The following is a 15,238-nucleotide window of genomic DNA, read 5'->3' on the forward strand; positions in this document are numbered from 1 at the left end:
TCTCCCGTCGTACTGCGGTGCTACACCGATGTCGTACCGCAGTCCGGTGCACATGCCGGTGGGAGTTTCCTACCGTCGATTCATGCGTATACAGGCTGTCGCCGCCTCGTTCTGTACCGCCGCGGTGTTGCTCACCGCCTGCGGCACGGCCGGGGAACACTCCACTGCACCTCTCGTATCCGCCGCGCGCGTGCACAGGGTGCAGGCAGACCTCGATTCAGCGGTCGGTTCAGGTGCTGTCGGTGCCATTGCCACACTCACCGAAGGGGACTCCGAAACGGTATCGACCTCAGGAGTCGCCGATATCAGCACCCGATCGCCGATCCCTGCCGACCGTCCGCAGCACGTGCGGGTCGGCAGCGTCACCAAAACATTCACCGCCGCAGTCGTGTTGCAACTGGCGGCGGAACACAAAGTCGATCTCGACCGTCCGATCGACACCTACCTGCCCGGCCTGTTCACCGGCACCGGCGTGAACGGACAGGCCATCACCGTCCGTCAGATCCTCGGCCACCGAAGTGGACTGCCCGAACTGACCGGTTCTCCTGGAGAGAGCGAATACAGCGCCGCGCACGATGGCCGCACTTTCGCCCCGGATCAGGTGATTACGCTGGCGTTGCGCAATCCCGCACAGTTCGCCCCCGGCGCACGGTTCGAATACACCAACACCAACTACCTCGTCGCCGGCCGCCTGATCGAGGTGGTGACAGGCCACCGCTACAGTGATGAGCTGCGCGACCGCATTACCGCGCCGCTGAACCTGTCCGATACTTATCTGCCGGCTGCCGGTGACACCGATCTGCGGGAACCACACCCCATCGGCTACCGGACCCTCGATGGCGTACTCACAGATGTCACCCATATCGAGCCGTCGCTGCCGTGGAGTGCGGGCGCACTCGTCAGCACCGGTGCCGATCTGAACCGTTTCTACACCGCCCTGTCGGCCGGGCAAGTTGTGCCGCAGCCTCAATTGCAGCAGATGCTGGACGGTGTGGATATGGGCACCGGTGACGGCATGTTCTACGGTCTCGGCCTCGGATACACCCAGCTACCGTGCGGGGCGCAATTCATCGGGCACAACGGTGGGATCTTCGGCTTCTCCGCGATCACCGGCGCCACCTCGGCCGGGCGGGCGGTCACCCTCTCTTACACCGGGACACCCGCCGACACCGATAGCCGCAGCCTGCTCACCCGCGCCCTGTGCGACTGACGCGGAGTGGAGGACGTTGCGGCGCCTGCTGTGGTCGCCCCGCCTGACGGTCGGACAAGACCGGAGCGCCGCCCCCGCAGGTGTCGAAGTCGATGACCGCGCGGTGTTTTCGATCGGGAGCCCTCGGCAGCATGATCCCGCGTGCCGGGGGCCCCGGCCTCCCATCCCGATCGGAGGTCAGTGCGAATGAACCTGTGAGTGAGCCTCTTCGAGAGAAGATCCCGCCAGAAGCGCCGCGACCCCGCTGGTGAATTTGGGGCACTCGACGATGTCCTGATGTGTGCAGGCCAGACCATGGGCCAGGGCGGTGCGCGCCGCCATGGCCTGGGCGATCTGTTGATCCAGCTCGTCGAGCTTGTATTGGTACAGTTCCCGCCACCCGGCGTCGGCCACCGAACCGGAAGCGATGAACGCTTTGATCTCCCGCAATGTGAAGCCAACTTTTTGGAGCGCCACGACCACACTCACCAGCCCGACCGCCGATGGCGGATAACGCCGTTGACCCGCAACCCGGGCCGGCGCCGGGAACAGGCCCAGCCCCTCCCAGTAGCGCAGCGCCGAGGTGGCGACCCCGGTACGGCTCGCCAGCTCACCGATAGTCAACTGGTCACTCATTCGACTTCGAGCGTACTTGAAGTCGTTGACTCGCGACCATGCCGACACCAGCGAAAGCTATTCCTCAACGCGCGATCAGGTACTCGGTGCGCCAGGCTCGTCATCCTCGAGGCGTCGTCGGGTGGATGAGCGGCTGGATGTTCGCTCTTCGCCCCTCCAACCGGCAGCGCAACGTCTGGGCAGTGTCGTTGCTCGACGTACAGCCCACCGATCGGGTGCTCGAGATCGGTTTCGGCCCCGGCCTCGCGATCGCCGAATTCGCCGGCCGCGCCACCCGAGGCCACGTCTTCGGACTCGACCACTCCCGAGCCATGGTCCGGCATGCCACCCGCCGCAATGCCGACGCCGTCCGCGCCGGCCGCGTGTATCTCACGCACGCCTCGGTGGAGCGGTCGCCGAGCTTCGGCGATCCGCTCGATGCCATCCTTGCCGTCAACTCTGTCGGGTTCTGGCCCGATCCGGTGGAGCGGCTTCGCGAACTGCGCCGCCTGCTCCGCCCCGCAGGACGCATCGCGCTCGTCAGCCAGCCCCGCTGCCCCGGCGCCACCCGGGACACCACGATCCGAGCAGCCCAAGAGCTCCAGGACTTGCTCACCCACGCGGGCTTCACCCATTTCCGAGTCGAAACCCTCGACCTCGACCCTCCCGTTGCCTGTGTACTCGCCACCAACCCGATCGACACCGCCGACGGACGCTAGAAATCGCGGGTTGTCATCGCCCGTACTTATCGATCCGGACGGCAGTGCGATACGAGACCCAGCGCCCCGTCGCACGCGCCGAGGCACAGACCAAGCCGAGAGCCGACACGACTCCGGGCGGCCCGAAAAATACTGTGCTGGGCAGAACTCCGAGCCCGCCGATGACGGCAGTCAAGTACGCACCGAAGCAGAACAGTGTGCCGAGGATCGAGCAGATGATGGTCAGCACTCGACCGACTTTACGGCCCGCAAGCAGCATGGAACCGGCAGCGTTCCACAGGAGCGTCAGCATCATGAGGAAGACGATCAGTAGCGCTAGAAAGGCCAACTTACTGCCCGTTCGAACCGATTCCCAGTTGACGATCGTCATACCGAAGAAGAAAAGGACAGTACCTGTGAGAACCAGCCCGATGGCAAGTGTCGTGATGCCCGCAGTGAGGGCTGTACCCTTCGGCGGTGCCGGACCGAAGAGCACTTCGGGGTCATCAATATCGTCCCCGTAGGGTTCCGGCTGCGCAGTGGGCGTATGCCATGACTGGGGTCCGACTCCCATGTACGGCCGGGGCGGATCGGGCACGACGTTGCCGTTCGGATGCATATTCAGCGCGGTCGGCGCCGAACGTGCGAGATCTGCCGCGATATGCCGGCCTTCGAGCGCAGCCATTGCCGCAGCGGTGAATTCGCCGCAGGTGGCGAACCGCTCTTGACGCTTCTTGGCCATTGCCCGTTCCACCACTGCGTTTATGGCCGTGGGTAGATCGGCGCGGAATCCGGTCAGCTGCGGTACCGGCTGCGCGATATGCCCCATGACGACCTGGCCCGGATTCGTCGACGCAAATGGCGGCTGCCCGGCGAGCATCGCGAACAACGTGCATGCCAGCGAGTATTGGTCGGTGCGATGGTCCACGTCTTCACCGGACAACTGTTCCGGCGACCCGTAGGCGAGGGTCGCGGTGAAGGTTCCGGTGGCTGTGATCTTCGTATTGTTCGCATCGGTTAGTCGCGCAATACCGAAATCGGTGAGTACCGCGTGTGCTTCGCGAAAATCATCGGCTTCGGCGATCAAAATATTGGCCGGTTTGATATCGCGGTGCAGTACTCCGCGGCTGTGCGCATAGTCCAGCGCCGAAGCAGTTCCGGACAGCAGCCGCACCACTGTCGCGGGCGGGCGATCCGCGGATTTCCACGATGCCGCATCGGTGCCACGGATGTACTGCATGGCAATCCACAGGTGACCGTCGTCGGCTCCCCGGTCGAACACTCCCACTATCCCGGGATGTTCCAGGTGGGCGACGACATCGGCCTCGCGCTCGAAACGCCGGACCAGTTCAGGATCGGTGGAGACTTCCCGGTTCAACAGCTTCAGCGCAACATTGCGCGGCAAACGTGGGTGCCGGGCCAGATAAACGGTCCCCATCCCGCCCTGGCCAAGAACCCCCTCCACCTGGTAACCGGCAAAGGTGACACCCGCCCCCAACATCACGACTCCCTCTGTCACCGGCAAACGTGCCGACGGTACCGCACGGGCGCGCCACCAGCCACGGCAGGACTTCGAGTGGTGCAAGCAAGCGAGGCGCACAACAGAGCCACGCCCCCAGTCGGCTCACGGCAGACACATCCGGTGTAGCAGACAGGCCGACGCTGATCAGTGCGAATGTGGGTGCCCCTCGTTATTCTTCACTCGGGCGGTGAAGGCTGTCCATTCTGACTGGTTGAATGCCAGCGCGGGCCCGTCGGGGTCCTTGGAATCGCGAACACCCACAAGTCCCGCGTCGAGCCATGCAACTTCTAGGCAGTCCCCACCGCTCCCGCTGTGTGATGACTTGAACCACTCCGCATTCGATAGATCGTTCATGACTGTTCGTATCTCCTTGCTATCTTCCGGATCCGATCCCGCGAGCTCACTTCGTCCAGGGCCGCCGACCGCAGCGTGTCGTACAGCGTCCGGAACCGTTCGACATCGTCGTTGTCTTCAAAAGTCATCGAGCCGATGGCGCCCTCGGTGTGCACTACAGAAGGCTCACTATCCGGGAAGTCGAGCACGATGAACGGCGGGATTACGTGTCCGGTCGGGAGACCCGCACTGAATGGCACGATTCGGACCACAATATTCTCGTGCGTGCTCGTATCTGCCATATGCCGACACTGCGCGGCCATGATGCGATTTGAGCCGACCACCGTGTGCAGAGCACCTTCGTGCAGCAAGAACTCGAGATCTACCTTCCAACGCCGCTGCACGAGTCGCGCCCGTCGCTGGATTCGCATCTCAACCCACTGCCCGACCTCCGATTCCGGAGCGTCCGGTGCGGAAGCGCGGTAGATAGCCTTCGCGTAATCGGGCGTTTGCAGAAGTCCTGGAGTCAGCAGTGGTTGAAAGAACCGGAACTCCGTGGCATAAGACTCGAGTTCCAGGTATGAACTGAAGCCCTCGTGGAGGAAGTGCCGGTAATTCTGCCACCAAACCTTCGTATTCGATTCGGCCGCGACTCTCATCAAGTATTCGGTCCGCTCCTGTGCCAAGCAGTAATAACGGCAGAGGTATTCGACCTCCCGGACCTTGATCTTCTCGTACTGCCCCAGCTCGATCCGGCTGAGCGTCGCCCGGCTGAACTCGGTCTCCCGCGCCACCTGGTCCAGCGTGGATCCGAGCGCATGGCGGGCATCACGCAAAGCCCGCCCGAGTTGCCGCCGCGGCAGTGTGGTGCCGCTGAGATCCGCCTTGCTCGGCATAGCGCCTCCCCTGTTTCTCAATGGAATCGCTCGGCGTTTCTCAGGTCGAGAATCATCGTAGGCGTGCCCTGGGAGTCGTGCTGGGCAGATACACCAAACCTGCGAAGGCCCCTCATCGAGATAATCCAAGCCTCTGACGTGCAGCAACATAACCACATGCCCGAGAGACACGGAAGCCGTTGGCGCAAAGGAGCATTACCGCGGATGGTTAGCACAGGCCGAGCGAACCGGACCTGGTTCGGCATCGCGAATGGGTCAGCGGCCCCAGCGCACGCCGACACTCCGCACAGTGGCGCCTTCGCCGACCGGCCGATAGCAAAACTCCCGAAGGCGTCAAGTCCGGCGAATCAGGACACCCGGTACACCGAGGTCGACGGCTGGTCGGCCGCATGGCGCTGCGATCGCGAGAATATCCGCATCCTCCAGGTGCGCTTGGCGTCCGGCGCTCCGGTCGAGCTCTCGACAGTCGGCGCGTACGTCCCGGACTTGGCCGAAATGCGTGAGCGATTCCCCGAGCACACCCGCTTGTGGGATGCGATCCGCCACGAGTTCTGGGCGAATGCCATACCGGAGGGACGCACCGGATGAGCACGATCCAGTATCCGGACGACGAATCCATCGCAGAGATCACCGCGCACTATCTGCTCGCCATGCCGGCCGGGCTGTTGCCCATGCTGTACGGCTTCCGGTTCGACGGCAGGTCCATCGATACCGATTGTGTACGAGTCGCATGGGATCACGATCGCAAGCCGGAGGACCCCAACCCGCTCCACGTGAAAGCTGCCCAACTGCGAACAGTTCTAGGCACCGGCATGTTCGGGTTCGGATTCGTCTTCCCGGTATTCGCCGATCAGCTCGACTCCAGTGTGCAGAACCGCCATATTCCCCAGCCGGTTCGATCGGCGGCCGAACGGTTACCCGCCGCCGAGGACCTGATCGCGGCCGCCCTCATCGACGCAACCGGTCGGCAGTGGTGGGCGGTGGTCCCCCGACACGTCCCGAACCTCGAGCCGGTCCTCCTGCACTTGCCCGCGACCGCACCGGAGAACTGGCGGATTCCCGAAAGCCTCGATGCTTCCCTGTGGACCGCTGCGCTCGCACTCGACGACCGCAACCATGACGCACTGCTGCGCCTTCGCACCACACACCCGGATTCGAGCTCGGCCCGGTGAGCGCAGTATCTGAACGGCACCACCGCTCCCCCGCCTACGACAGATTCCGGGCAGCAGAACAAGCGCGTCCGGGCAGCTCACCAGGCGTCGGCGTGCTCCTCTTCCAACCGATTCCAGGCGACGTCCAGCCAGGTGCTGAAATGCTTGGTGAACTCAGCAGGGGTAGCCGGTCGAACCGTCACGTGAGTGCCACGATGTTCGGTATAGCGGCCGTCACCGGCGATGTCGTACCACTCCAGTTTGCGAATCGGATCCATAGCGGCGTCGTACCGCCCGATCCGCAAGATTGCGCATCCGCCACCATCGGCTTCCCGGCCGAGGAGCCGACGGTAGGCGTCGCGGGCACGGGTCCGGCGGGGATCTTCGAACTGTTCCGTACGTTTTTCGAGATCACCAGGATGGAAGGTCGCCGGTGCTGCGGACCCGGGTGTGCAGCCGGGAAGGGCGGCAACCAGGCGGGCCGCCAAATTCTCCGGGCGGAACAACCGCACCTGGATCGAACCGAAATCGTCTTCGTTACCGGCCTGACTCAGTGTCACGGCATGGGCGTCGGTACGTGCTCCGATGACCCGGTAATTACGCATATCACCACGCCCGGTGCTGCGTTTATGCGCCACAGTGCCGCCGAATATCGAAACCTGCATACCGGACGTGCCGAGCGTATCGAGCGCTATCTGGATCGCGGCACGCTCCTCTCGCGAATACCGTTCCCGCACCGCGAGACGATGTGCCCGGAGTTCGTCGTTGAACTGGAATCGGCTGGTGTAGCGGAGCGGACTGGGGAACCGATCGTAGGCGTCGCTGAACCACAGCGCCGCGAAATCATCCTGTTCCCAAGTCCACTCGGACATCTACCGTTCCCTTTACTTGATTCGATGCAACGATTCCGACAGATGCACGACAACAACGGTGTGCATCCATGCCGGAACGGACACACCCGCTGGCCAACCAATATTCGAACGAGCCGAACAGCGCTGAGCTTATTCCGGGTTGGAGCCGATCACACCACCCTCGATCGTCGGTGGAATCTCCCCCAGCAACTCATCGGTGTTCTCCTGATTGATCAGGTAGTCCGGCACGGAACGATTCGATTCGTCATCCTGCCCACCACCGCGCCCAGCCCCCGCCGCACCCATCGGCATACCGCTCATACCGCGTGTGCCAGCGGCCGGCGCCCCGGTCGCTGCGGCGACACCGGCCGGGGCACCCGGACCGGTAGTGGGAGCTCCCTGCACCGTACGACCGGGACCTGGCGCTTCCGGGGCACCCGGGCTGCCCGGCGTACCCGAAGGTGTACCGCCGGGCGCGCCCGGACCAGTGGTAACCCCGGCCGGGGCAGTACTCGCCGGGACCGTGGGGGTGGTGCTCGGTGTTTCGATACCAGCAGGACTGGTCGCCGTTTCACCGGGCGAGGTTGTCGTGGGTTGGGCGGTCTGGTCGTCACCGGGTGTCTCACCCTGCGGGTCCTCAGGAGCTCCCGGTGTATCGCCGTTCGGCGTACCTCCGGGAGTAGCGCCGTTCGGGTTGCTCGATGTCGTACCCGCGGGGTTACCTGTATCGGTGTTGTAGCCGCCGGGTGGCGGTGCGGGGATGTCGGTAGTCGAGGTCGGCCCCACGGGTACCGGAATTACCGGGATCTTCGTATCCAGTTCGGCGAAACGAGTGACGTAGTTGTTTTTCATCGCCTCCCGCGCTGCGGCGGTTCGCTCGCTGATCTCGCTATCTTGGAAGGTCTCGTTGAGCCAGCCTTTGAACCCATCGGTCGTCAACGGGTCACCCACACCGTTCTTGGTTTCGACAATTGCGCTGGCCGCCGCATTGATTCCATTGGACAACGCTTCCAGTGCGGGGGTCACGGGGCGGGCATGGTTGTCTATGTACCCGCGGATCGCCTGTATGGACTGCTCGGCAGCAGGACCCGACCAAGCCTGCGCAATGGAAGCCTGAACCGACCGCAGGAAAGTCTCGAAACCTTGTTCCCAATACAGACGCATCAACTCGTACTTATCGGCTTGACCTGCAGCTTCGGCCACAACCAGGGGACTGAATGCATTGCTGATCTTAGGATGATCCCAACTTTCGGGCGTCTCGCCGCCATTCGGGATGATCGAACTTTCATATGACGGCGTATCACTCATGCTTGCCCACCAATGAATGCATTCAGGTCGACTGCCGGGCCGGCGGGCGGCCGATCCGGCAGAGTCGTGTTCAGCGAATTGAACGCGGCCGCGAATTCGCTGTCGGCCTGTACCATCCGATCCCGCATAGCACGGAAGACGTTCTGAATGTCATCGACAATCTGATAATGCTGCTCCATGATCTCGTAGACACCATTACCGTCCGGAGCGCCCCGGGCCTTCACCTTCCAACGACCCACCATCGCCCGGGCCGAAATCAGATCGTCGTTGGCTTCACCCAGCCCCCAGGGGTCTTGCTTCGATACCTGGTCGGCAAGCATCTGAATCTTGTCGATCTGGTCTTTGAAGTAGGTGCAGTCGCGATCGAGATATATGAAGTCTTCTGGCGTCATCTGCACGGAGATCTGGCCCTCGTTCGCCGCGTTGAGCATATTGCTCATGGGCCGCGGCGGCGTCTCCTCACTCATGTCACTCCTCCAAATTGCTGATCCGATCCCTGGGAGTGTTCACGCATTGGCCGGTATCGTCGGCGCGACCTTGTTGGCCAGATTTCGGGCCAGTTCGCAGGTATCGAGGTGACCGGTCTTGCGACGCGACGGGGGGTTGGTCAAGCTGATTTCCAGGCTCCCGCCCTTCATCTCCACATTGACGATGCAGGATGCTTCAGCGTGCTCTTCCAGCTGGCGCGTGGAAATCGCACGCCGATCACCAACGGTGAATTCCGTTTCTTCAGGGAAATGCTTGTCCTTCACCATCTGCAGGGTGATGTTCGTGGTCTGAATACTGGCCCCGTACCCATCAGTCTGCACCCACATGCACCCATTCCACTTGATTCCGCCCGAACTAGAGTCGTTCGGCGAAGGGCTCCTCAACCCCTCCGAGCCGAGAACCTCCTGCGGAATGTCCGTGCAGGGTTCGAACCCGACAGGCACATCTGGTGCCACACTTGGAGTGGCCGGAGTGACAGTCTCCTCGGTGGACGATTCACACCCCGTAAGCGCCAGCACCGCCCCGCTGACCAGCGCAACCAGCACCCGCCGCTTCCCTGCGATCACCAATGCCGACCTCCACCGCCGATACCACCACTGGTCCGGCCCCGGGGAGGACCGGCGTCTCCGCCCCCTGCTGCCGGCTCGGCAGACGTTACCGACGGTCACGAACCCGCGCAACACCGGCGCGCACCTGCACGCCACCCCTGACTCTCCGCGTGATCAGCAAGCGCGTACGCCCACCTCGACAGCCATCTGTCCAAGCGCGGAGGCACTACTCACCGTCCGCCACACAGTTGAGCGCCTGCGCAAACCCAGCTTCAACAGCTGAGAGGAACGCACGACAGAACCATTTGCCGAGGCCTGGAATCGTGCTTCCACCTGGGCGCAGCGCACCCTACTGTTTCGGGTTTGCGGCTTGAATCGCCAGCCCTGAGGTATGGTCGGCCCGGACGGCAAGCACTGGGGGGTAGAACATTTCCGAATCCGAGAATCAACCAGCGGATCTACAGGTCGTTCCCGCAGAGGTAGTCGACGCCGGCCAGTACGTACAGCAAACCGCGGACACTTTGGTGAATGCCCTCCATTCTCTTGACACCGATATCGACGGCCTGCTCGGTGTATGGAAGGGCCTCTCAGCCAGCAGCTACCAGGCCGGCTGGCAGGAGACGAAGCAAGGCGCTGTGAACGTGCTCGAAGCCCTGGCGAAGATCGCCGACCTCCTCGGTGTCAACAGCCGCACCTATGTCGAACAAGACGAAAGCAATTCCCAGAGCTACGGATCGCTGAACATTTGAGAGGGGAAGGCCGGAGGGATAAGTGATGGATGAACGAGCATTTCAGGTCGACCTTGCGGAGTTGGAGAACATCACTGCACGCGTGGGGAACTTCGTCGGGTTTCTCGCCGACAGCCTCACCGGCCTCGAACAACGCATGGCGGCCCTGCACCAGACCTGGGGCGGCGATGCTGCCGCGGCCCAGAGAGATGCGTTCCGGCAGTGGGCGACTGGCGCCACAGACGTCGCCGATGGGATCGAGGTGATGCGGCAAGCCTCACTGTCCGCTCACGACCGATACACCACAGCAATCGAGACGAACCGGCGGATGTTCGGCCGGTGACGTTCATCAACGTTGCTCCAAGTGTCTACTTCGACGCCGCGAGAGTATGCGGAGAATCCGCTGCCGCCTTCTTCGCGGCCGTCACCGAACAGTTCGGCGACCTCGCCGGATACACAAAAGACATGGCCGGAAGTGTCGGAGACGGCAAGACCTGGGCTATTTCGTACGACCAGCGGACTACCGAAACGTACTTCCTCGTCAAATCCTTGATCGGCGCCATCGACAACTACGCGGGCATCATCATCGAGGCCGGATACAACTATGCCATTGCCGATTACGATGGAATCGGCCCCGCCCCGGAAAGGCCGACGGTACCGAACTCATCCCTTCTCTCCTGCCCGGCCTCACCACCTTCGGCAGGAGGTACCGGGGACGGACTGCTCGACGACGGTCTCGACCTCGCGACCAGGATCGGAGTCCCGATCCCTGACGGCGACGCCGATAAATTAGCAAAAGCCGCTGCCTGCTGGAACACCCTTGCGACCGAGCAGGCCACCACGAGCCTGCCGGCCGAACTGGAACGCGCCGCGGCGTTGTTCCAAGAGGTCACCTCACCTGACGTTTCCTTCATCGACGAGGATCTGCGTGCGCTGAAGTCGGCCGCGGTAGATCTCCTCAGCGTGTTCGCCGACCTCTCGACGGCCTGCCGAGACCAGGAGGCGGCCCACCGACGAGTACGTGCCGAACTCGCTTCGGTTCTAGAGCAATTTGCCGAGGACATCGGGAAAGAGATCCTCGTGAACGTCGCCCTGACTGTAGCGGCATCCGTTGTCACCTTTGGAATGGGCAGCGTGGCAGTCACAGCCATCCGTGGCGGAAAGTTCGCGACAAAGGTCAAGCACTGGGTCGATGCGCTCCGCAAGGTCATGGACGACTTCCCGCTGAGTAAGAATGTCTCCATCAAGAAGCCCCCAGACGCTGAAAATCAGGAACTCGAGCGAATCATCGACCTGACAAAAAAGCATGGTGATGAAGCCAAGAAGACGAAGATGACCCCCGAAGAGATTCGACAACGCGCTCAGCAGATCGGCGAGGAGGTCAAGGGCCTACCGAAGGGATCCGGAAAGCCAGATATCTTGGCGAGTAAACTGAGTGAAATGAATCTTTCTCACGATGACGCCGTACAGGCAGCAGTGGAAGCTTCGAAATCAGCCTTTACAGGCGTGGGCGGCACAGCCGCAGCCAAAGGCGGTGGCACAGTTATCTTGCCCGAGTTGGCCACTCAGCAAGTAGTTCTCATCGTCAAACCGGACGGTTCGGTCATAGTCGGACGTGGTCCCATATGGGATTTCATGGCATGAAACCCAAGGAGATATTTTGAGTAACCGAACAGTAACATCTCTAGACTTCGAAATCTACCTTCTAACCGGAATGAAGTGTGAACACCTTGTACGCGCCAAAATGGCGGAGATCGGCTTGACAGCAAGTCGCGCCGGCGCCATTCGTGAAAGTGTCAGCCCGTTAATGAAGCTGGACGCCGGACAGTTCGCCAGAATACGGCAGATACTGACACCAACGGACGACCGTGTGGTAAGTGCCGAAATTTCACACCGCCTCCAACTTTGGCCAGACTTCGATTTCGTCATTGCTCCAGGAAGAATGGGATTTCTAGGAAAGGCTCGATTCGAGCGCAACCCTGGGACGGCAGGTCCACGAGTCGAATCTCCCGATGATCTCGAACCTTGGAACCTCACCATTTCCGAACTATCGTTCGTCTTCGGCCCACTGAGCGACGGCGATCACTGGCCCCCCTACGAGGAGTATCTCTTCAGAGATTCCACCGGCAATGGGCATGGAGCGGGTTTCAGTTGGGGCCTCTTGCAGGAGGTCGAAGCATTGTGACCCCACCATCATCACGAACCATCCGCCACCAGCAGTGCCGTACCGGCGGCCGGCCAGCACTCCATGAGCCTGCGTAAGGTTCGCCCACTTCGAGCCAGAGATGGAAGATTTCGCCGAGTTCGATTCGGTTCCGTGGGCGAGGGAGGTTCCTCTCAACCGGCGCGGTTCGGCGGCAGTCGCGGTGGTGGTGTTCTGAATAGGTATCGAGATCCGCGGAGCCTTGCAGTGGGTCTGCGAACGTCATCGGCGCCGTTGATTGGCCCGAAGGGGATGAGGCAGCAATGCGGCGCGTGGAGACCGCATGGGTCACCCTTGCGTCCGATCTACAGGAAATAGCCCCCGACGCCAACCACGCGATAGATCGGGTCCTCACCGCGCACCAACACCGAGGTCTACCTCTATCAAGCCGTCACGTTCGATGGGGGCCATCTCTTCGCCACCGAATTCAACGGACCAGGCGAAGCGATAAATATGGTGCCGATGCTCACCAGTCTCAACCGCGACCTCGGCGGGGACAATACACCGCTCGACAATTGGAGACGACTGGAAAGCCTTTGGGGCGAAATACTCGGCCAAGACCCGCCTCCCCGAATAAACGTGCGTATCGAACTCGAATATGACCCTGCGGACCCGAACTCGACCACACCTACAAGAATTACCGCAACATATACTGTGCAGGGCACGCGGGTACCGGGAACCAGCTACAAGAACATGCCACCGAGGATGGAGGATTGATAATGGTGCGAGATGGAAGAAAACTCGACCCCTTACAACAGGACGAGATGGTCCGCACAATAGCCAAAGAACTGGTCGCTGCAGCACCTGAGGACTGGGTCGAAATCAGGCAAGTAAGCCTGGGAACAGTGCAGATATCACAGGAATCGTTTGAATGGCGACCGGCTGACGGCGAGTTCATCCGAATCGAAACGCCCGGCCAGGTAATCAATATGTTCACAGAGCTTCGCGATGGCATGCGCCAGAAAGGGCAGGGAACATGGTTCACCGCGGTCCTGATGATCGACCGTTCCGGAAAGTACAGTATCGAATACGACTACGACAACGAACCGGCCTTCGTCCCACAACTGACCGACGGAGCCTACGCCCTCGACTACGACTACTTCCGCCGCGACGATGAACACACCCCGGACTGGCTGCGCCGCAAACTGGAGGGCAACCGCACAGACCCCAAAGGCGTCTCGTGACAACAGCCCCACGTTTCCGTCACGCACGCCCGGTCGACGGATTCGATGACCATGGCCAGCCTATCGTCAACCGGCCACCCGCCACGCGAGATATATTCGGCCCGTTGCTGACCTACCTGGAATCCGCCCCCGTCGTCCTTGCCGCGCGTAGTTGCACAGCGGATATCTTCGTCCCCTCGGATATAGATGTACCACTCAATTTCCGGACCGACGGAGTGTGGATCTGGCCCGGATCCGTACCGCACTACCTCAGAAAACACGGAACCCTACCCGAACCAGAACTCGTCACCCACGCCAGATCGCGCAGATTCTCGATCCCCGAACTGAGCCTGGAAACACTCCGTCTCGCCGCCCGCGACGCCGCTCAGACCAATTATTGATTCCACCCCTATCCACTCAACCGCTCCGGACAGTGAGAGTTCCGAACAGTTCCCGGAAGTGAGCGATTTACTCACGAACTCCCCGCGAGACGTTGATATAGACATTTCCAGAAAGCCGGGCGGCGCGAACCCGGAAACCTACTCGGCGATCCCGTCCAGGGCAGCGAGGTCGGCAGCGGAGAGCACGGTAGCCGCGCCGGCAAGGTTTTCGCGGAGGTGAGCAACCGACGAAGTGCCGGGAATCAGCAGGATATTGGGTGAGCGCTGCAGCAGCCAGGCCAATGCGACCGCCATCGGCGTCGTATTCAGGCGGGTTGCGACCGCGGACAGCGCCGAGGATTGCAGTGGGCTGAAGCCGCCGAGCGGGAAGAACGGCACGTACGCGATGCTGTCGCGTGCGAGACGATCGATCAACTGGTCGTCGTGCCGGTGCGCGAGGTTGTACATGTTCTGCACACAGACGATCGGAGCGATCTGCTGCGCCTCGGCCACCTGCTCGGCGGTCGCGTTGCTCACGCCCAAGTGCCGGATCACCCCCTGCCGCTGGAGATCGGCCAGCGTCTCGAACGATTCGGCGATCGAACCTGCCACCGGCCCCGCCGCGTCGCCGAGGCGGAGATTCACCAGGTCCAGAGCGTCGAGACCGAGGGTTTCCAGGTTCTCCTCGACCTGGCGGCGCAGCTCGTCCGGTTGCCGGGCAGGCGGCCAGCCACCCTGCTCGTCCCGGTTCGCGCCGACTTTCGTCACGATATGCAAGCCGTCCGGGTATGGATGCAGGGCTTCACGAATCAGCTGGTTGGTGACGAAGGGCCCGTATGCGGCGCTGGTGTCGATATGGGTGATCCCCAGATCGACCGCTTCGCGTAGGACCGCGAGCGCACCGTCGCGGTCTGCCGGTGGGCCCATCACGCCGGGCCCCGCCAGCTGCATCGCCCCGTACCCGAACCTCGTGACTATGAGGCCGTCCGATGTCCAGGTGCCGCCGGGCAGTGTTGTCGGTATGACAGTCACTCGATCAACCTTCCACATGGTGTCCAGGGCATTTCCGCCCCTGCACAGTGTCGGGCAACGGGCTCCCGGACAGAAGAAGGCACCTCGAGGTTCGTAACGCACACCGCGGTGTGACAAATCAGTTGCACACCG

20 protein-coding genes are annotated in these 15,238 nt (G+C 62.1%); 11 read left to right on the top strand and 9 right to left on the bottom strand.

Annotated elements, in window-relative coordinates; translation table 11 throughout:
• Nucleotides 1-82 precede the first annotated feature (82 nt).
• A complete protein-coding gene (locus ON22_RS18935) occupies nt 83-1,210 on the top strand; it encodes a serine hydrolase domain-containing protein (protein WP_033242128.1) in 1,128 nt (375 codons plus the stop codon).
• 177 nt (nt 1,211-1,387) lie between these two features.
• Here ON22_RS18935 and ON22_RS18940 read toward each other — a convergent pair whose 3' ends face one another.
• Nucleotides 1,388-1,825 (bottom strand): MerR family transcriptional regulator, encoded by a 438-nt coding sequence (locus ON22_RS18940; protein ID WP_033241196.1) that lies wholly within the window; start codon nt 1,823-1,825, stop codon nt 1,388-1,390.
• Nucleotides 1,826-1,962: 137 nt separating this feature from the next.
• Between ON22_RS18940 and ON22_RS18945 the strand changes: the two genes are divergently transcribed.
• Nucleotides 1,963-2,523 carry a class I SAM-dependent methyltransferase gene (locus ON22_RS18945; RefSeq protein ID WP_197039598.1) on the top strand — a complete coding sequence of 187 codons (561 nt, stop codon included), beginning with the start codon at nt 1,963-1,965 and terminating at the stop codon, nt 2,521-2,523.
• A gap of 13 nt (nt 2,524-2,536) precedes the next feature.
• On the opposite strand, the gene ON22_RS34735 is transcribed toward ON22_RS18945, so the two are convergent.
• The 3 genes from ON22_RS34735 to ON22_RS18955 all read right to left on the bottom strand — a co-directional run bounded on the left by ON22_RS34735 (nt 2,537) and on the right by ON22_RS18955 (nt 5,253).
• Nucleotides 2,537-4,021 (bottom strand): protein kinase domain-containing protein, encoded by a 1,485-nt coding sequence (locus tag ON22_RS34735; RefSeq protein ID WP_156052180.1) that lies wholly within the window; start codon nt 4,019-4,021, stop codon nt 2,537-2,539.
• Between the two features lie 147 nt (nt 4,022-4,168).
• Nucleotides 4,169-4,378, bottom strand: coding sequence for a DUF397 domain-containing protein (locus ON22_RS35785; protein ID WP_081595690.1), 210 nt, complete (start codon nt 4,376-4,378; stop codon nt 4,169-4,171).
• A complete protein-coding gene (locus ON22_RS18955; protein WP_033241195.1) occupies nt 4,375-5,253 on the bottom strand; it encodes a helix-turn-helix domain-containing protein in 879 nt (292 codons plus the stop codon). The genes ON22_RS35785 and ON22_RS18955 overlap by 4 nt, the downstream gene beginning before the upstream one ends.
• 204 nt (nt 5,254-5,457) lie before the next feature.
• Between ON22_RS18955 and ON22_RS18960 the strand changes: the two genes are divergently transcribed.
• Both ON22_RS18960 and ON22_RS18965 read left to right on the top strand, forming a co-directional pair.
• Nucleotides 5,458-5,841 (top strand): hypothetical protein, encoded by a 384-nt coding sequence (locus ON22_RS18960; RefSeq protein WP_033241194.1) that lies wholly within the window; start codon nt 5,458-5,460, stop codon nt 5,839-5,841.
• Nucleotides 5,838-6,425, top strand: a complete 588-nt coding sequence (locus ON22_RS18965; RefSeq protein WP_033241193.1) for a hypothetical protein — start codon at nt 5,838-5,840, stop codon at nt 6,423-6,425. The genes ON22_RS18960 and ON22_RS18965 overlap by 4 nt, the downstream gene beginning before the upstream one ends.
• Nucleotides 6,426-6,502: 77 nt before the next feature.
• Here ON22_RS18965 and ON22_RS18970 read toward each other — a convergent pair whose 3' ends face one another.
• The 4 genes from ON22_RS18970 to ON22_RS35280 all read right to left on the bottom strand — a co-directional run bounded on the left by ON22_RS18970 (nt 6,503) and on the right by ON22_RS35280 (nt 9,618).
• Entirely contained in the window at nt 6,503-7,276 is a 774-nt protein-coding gene (locus tag ON22_RS18970; protein ID WP_033241192.1) for an ESX secretion-associated protein EspG, read from the bottom strand.
• Between the two features lie 129 nt (nt 7,277-7,405).
• Entirely contained in the window at nt 7,406-8,458 is a 1,053-nt protein-coding gene (locus ON22_RS18975; protein WP_231507897.1) for a hypothetical protein, read from the bottom strand.
• A gap of 101 nt (nt 8,459-8,559) precedes the next feature.
• Complete coding sequence (locus ON22_RS18980) at nt 8,560-9,030, bottom strand: hypothetical protein (protein ID WP_063820607.1); 471 nt, start codon at nt 9,028-9,030, stop codon at nt 8,560-8,562.
• 39 nt (nt 9,031-9,069) lie between these two features.
• A complete protein-coding gene (locus tag ON22_RS35280) occupies nt 9,070-9,618 on the bottom strand; it encodes a DUF3558 domain-containing protein (RefSeq protein WP_231507896.1) in 549 nt (182 codons plus the stop codon).
• Between the two features lie 410 nt (nt 9,619-10,028).
• Here ON22_RS35280 and ON22_RS18990 point away from each other — a divergent pair, with 410 nt between their 5' ends.
• The 7 genes from ON22_RS18990 to ON22_RS34755 all read left to right on the top strand — a co-directional run bounded on the left by ON22_RS18990 (nt 10,029) and on the right by ON22_RS34755 (nt 14,095).
• Nucleotides 10,029-10,349: a WXG100 family type VII secretion target gene (locus ON22_RS18990; RefSeq protein WP_033241189.1), complete on the top strand. Its 321-nt coding sequence runs from the start codon at nt 10,029-10,031 to the stop codon at nt 10,347-10,349.
• Nucleotides 10,350-10,374: 25 nt separating this feature from the next.
• The gene (locus ON22_RS18995) at nt 10,375-10,671 is read left to right on the top strand and encodes a WXG100 family type VII secretion target (protein WP_033242124.1); all 297 of its coding nucleotides are present in this window, start codon (nt 10,375-10,377) and stop codon (nt 10,669-10,671) included.
• On the top strand, nt 10,668-11,972 hold the full coding sequence (locus ON22_RS34745; RefSeq protein WP_051157809.1) for a hypothetical protein: 1,305 nt from the start codon (nt 10,668-10,670) through the stop codon (nt 11,970-11,972). The genes ON22_RS18995 and ON22_RS34745 overlap by 4 nt, the downstream gene beginning before the upstream one ends.
• Nucleotides 11,973-11,988: 16 nt before the next feature.
• Nucleotides 11,989-12,513 carry a hypothetical protein gene (locus ON22_RS36775; protein ID WP_156052179.1) on the top strand — a complete coding sequence of 175 codons (525 nt, stop codon included), beginning with the start codon at nt 11,989-11,991 and terminating at the stop codon, nt 12,511-12,513.
• Nucleotides 12,514-12,984: 471 nt separating this feature from the next.
• A complete protein-coding gene (locus ON22_RS38570; protein ID WP_373280875.1) occupies nt 12,985-13,248 on the top strand; it encodes a DNA/RNA non-specific endonuclease in 264 nt (87 codons plus the stop codon).
• Between the two features lie 2 nt (nt 13,249-13,250).
• On the top strand, nt 13,251-13,715 hold the full coding sequence (locus tag ON22_RS34750; RefSeq protein WP_081595694.1) for an immunity protein YezG family protein: 465 nt from the start codon (nt 13,251-13,253) through the stop codon (nt 13,713-13,715).
• 104 nt (nt 13,716-13,819) lie between these two features.
• Nucleotides 13,820-14,095, top strand: coding sequence for a hypothetical protein (locus ON22_RS34755; protein WP_051157811.1), 276 nt, complete (start codon nt 13,820-13,822; stop codon nt 14,093-14,095).
• A 138-nt stretch (nt 14,096-14,233) separates the two neighbouring features.
• Here ON22_RS34755 and ON22_RS19025 read toward each other — a convergent pair whose 3' ends face one another.
• A complete protein-coding gene (locus ON22_RS19025) occupies nt 14,234-15,106 on the bottom strand; it encodes an aldo/keto reductase family oxidoreductase (protein ID WP_033242123.1) in 873 nt (290 codons plus the stop codon).
• Nucleotides 15,107-15,238 lie beyond the last annotated feature (132 nt).

The organism is Nocardia carnea NBRC 14403, from assembly GCF_000308515.1.
Lineage (GTDB): Bacteria > Actinomycetota > Actinomycetes > Mycobacteriales > Mycobacteriaceae > Nocardia > Nocardia carnea.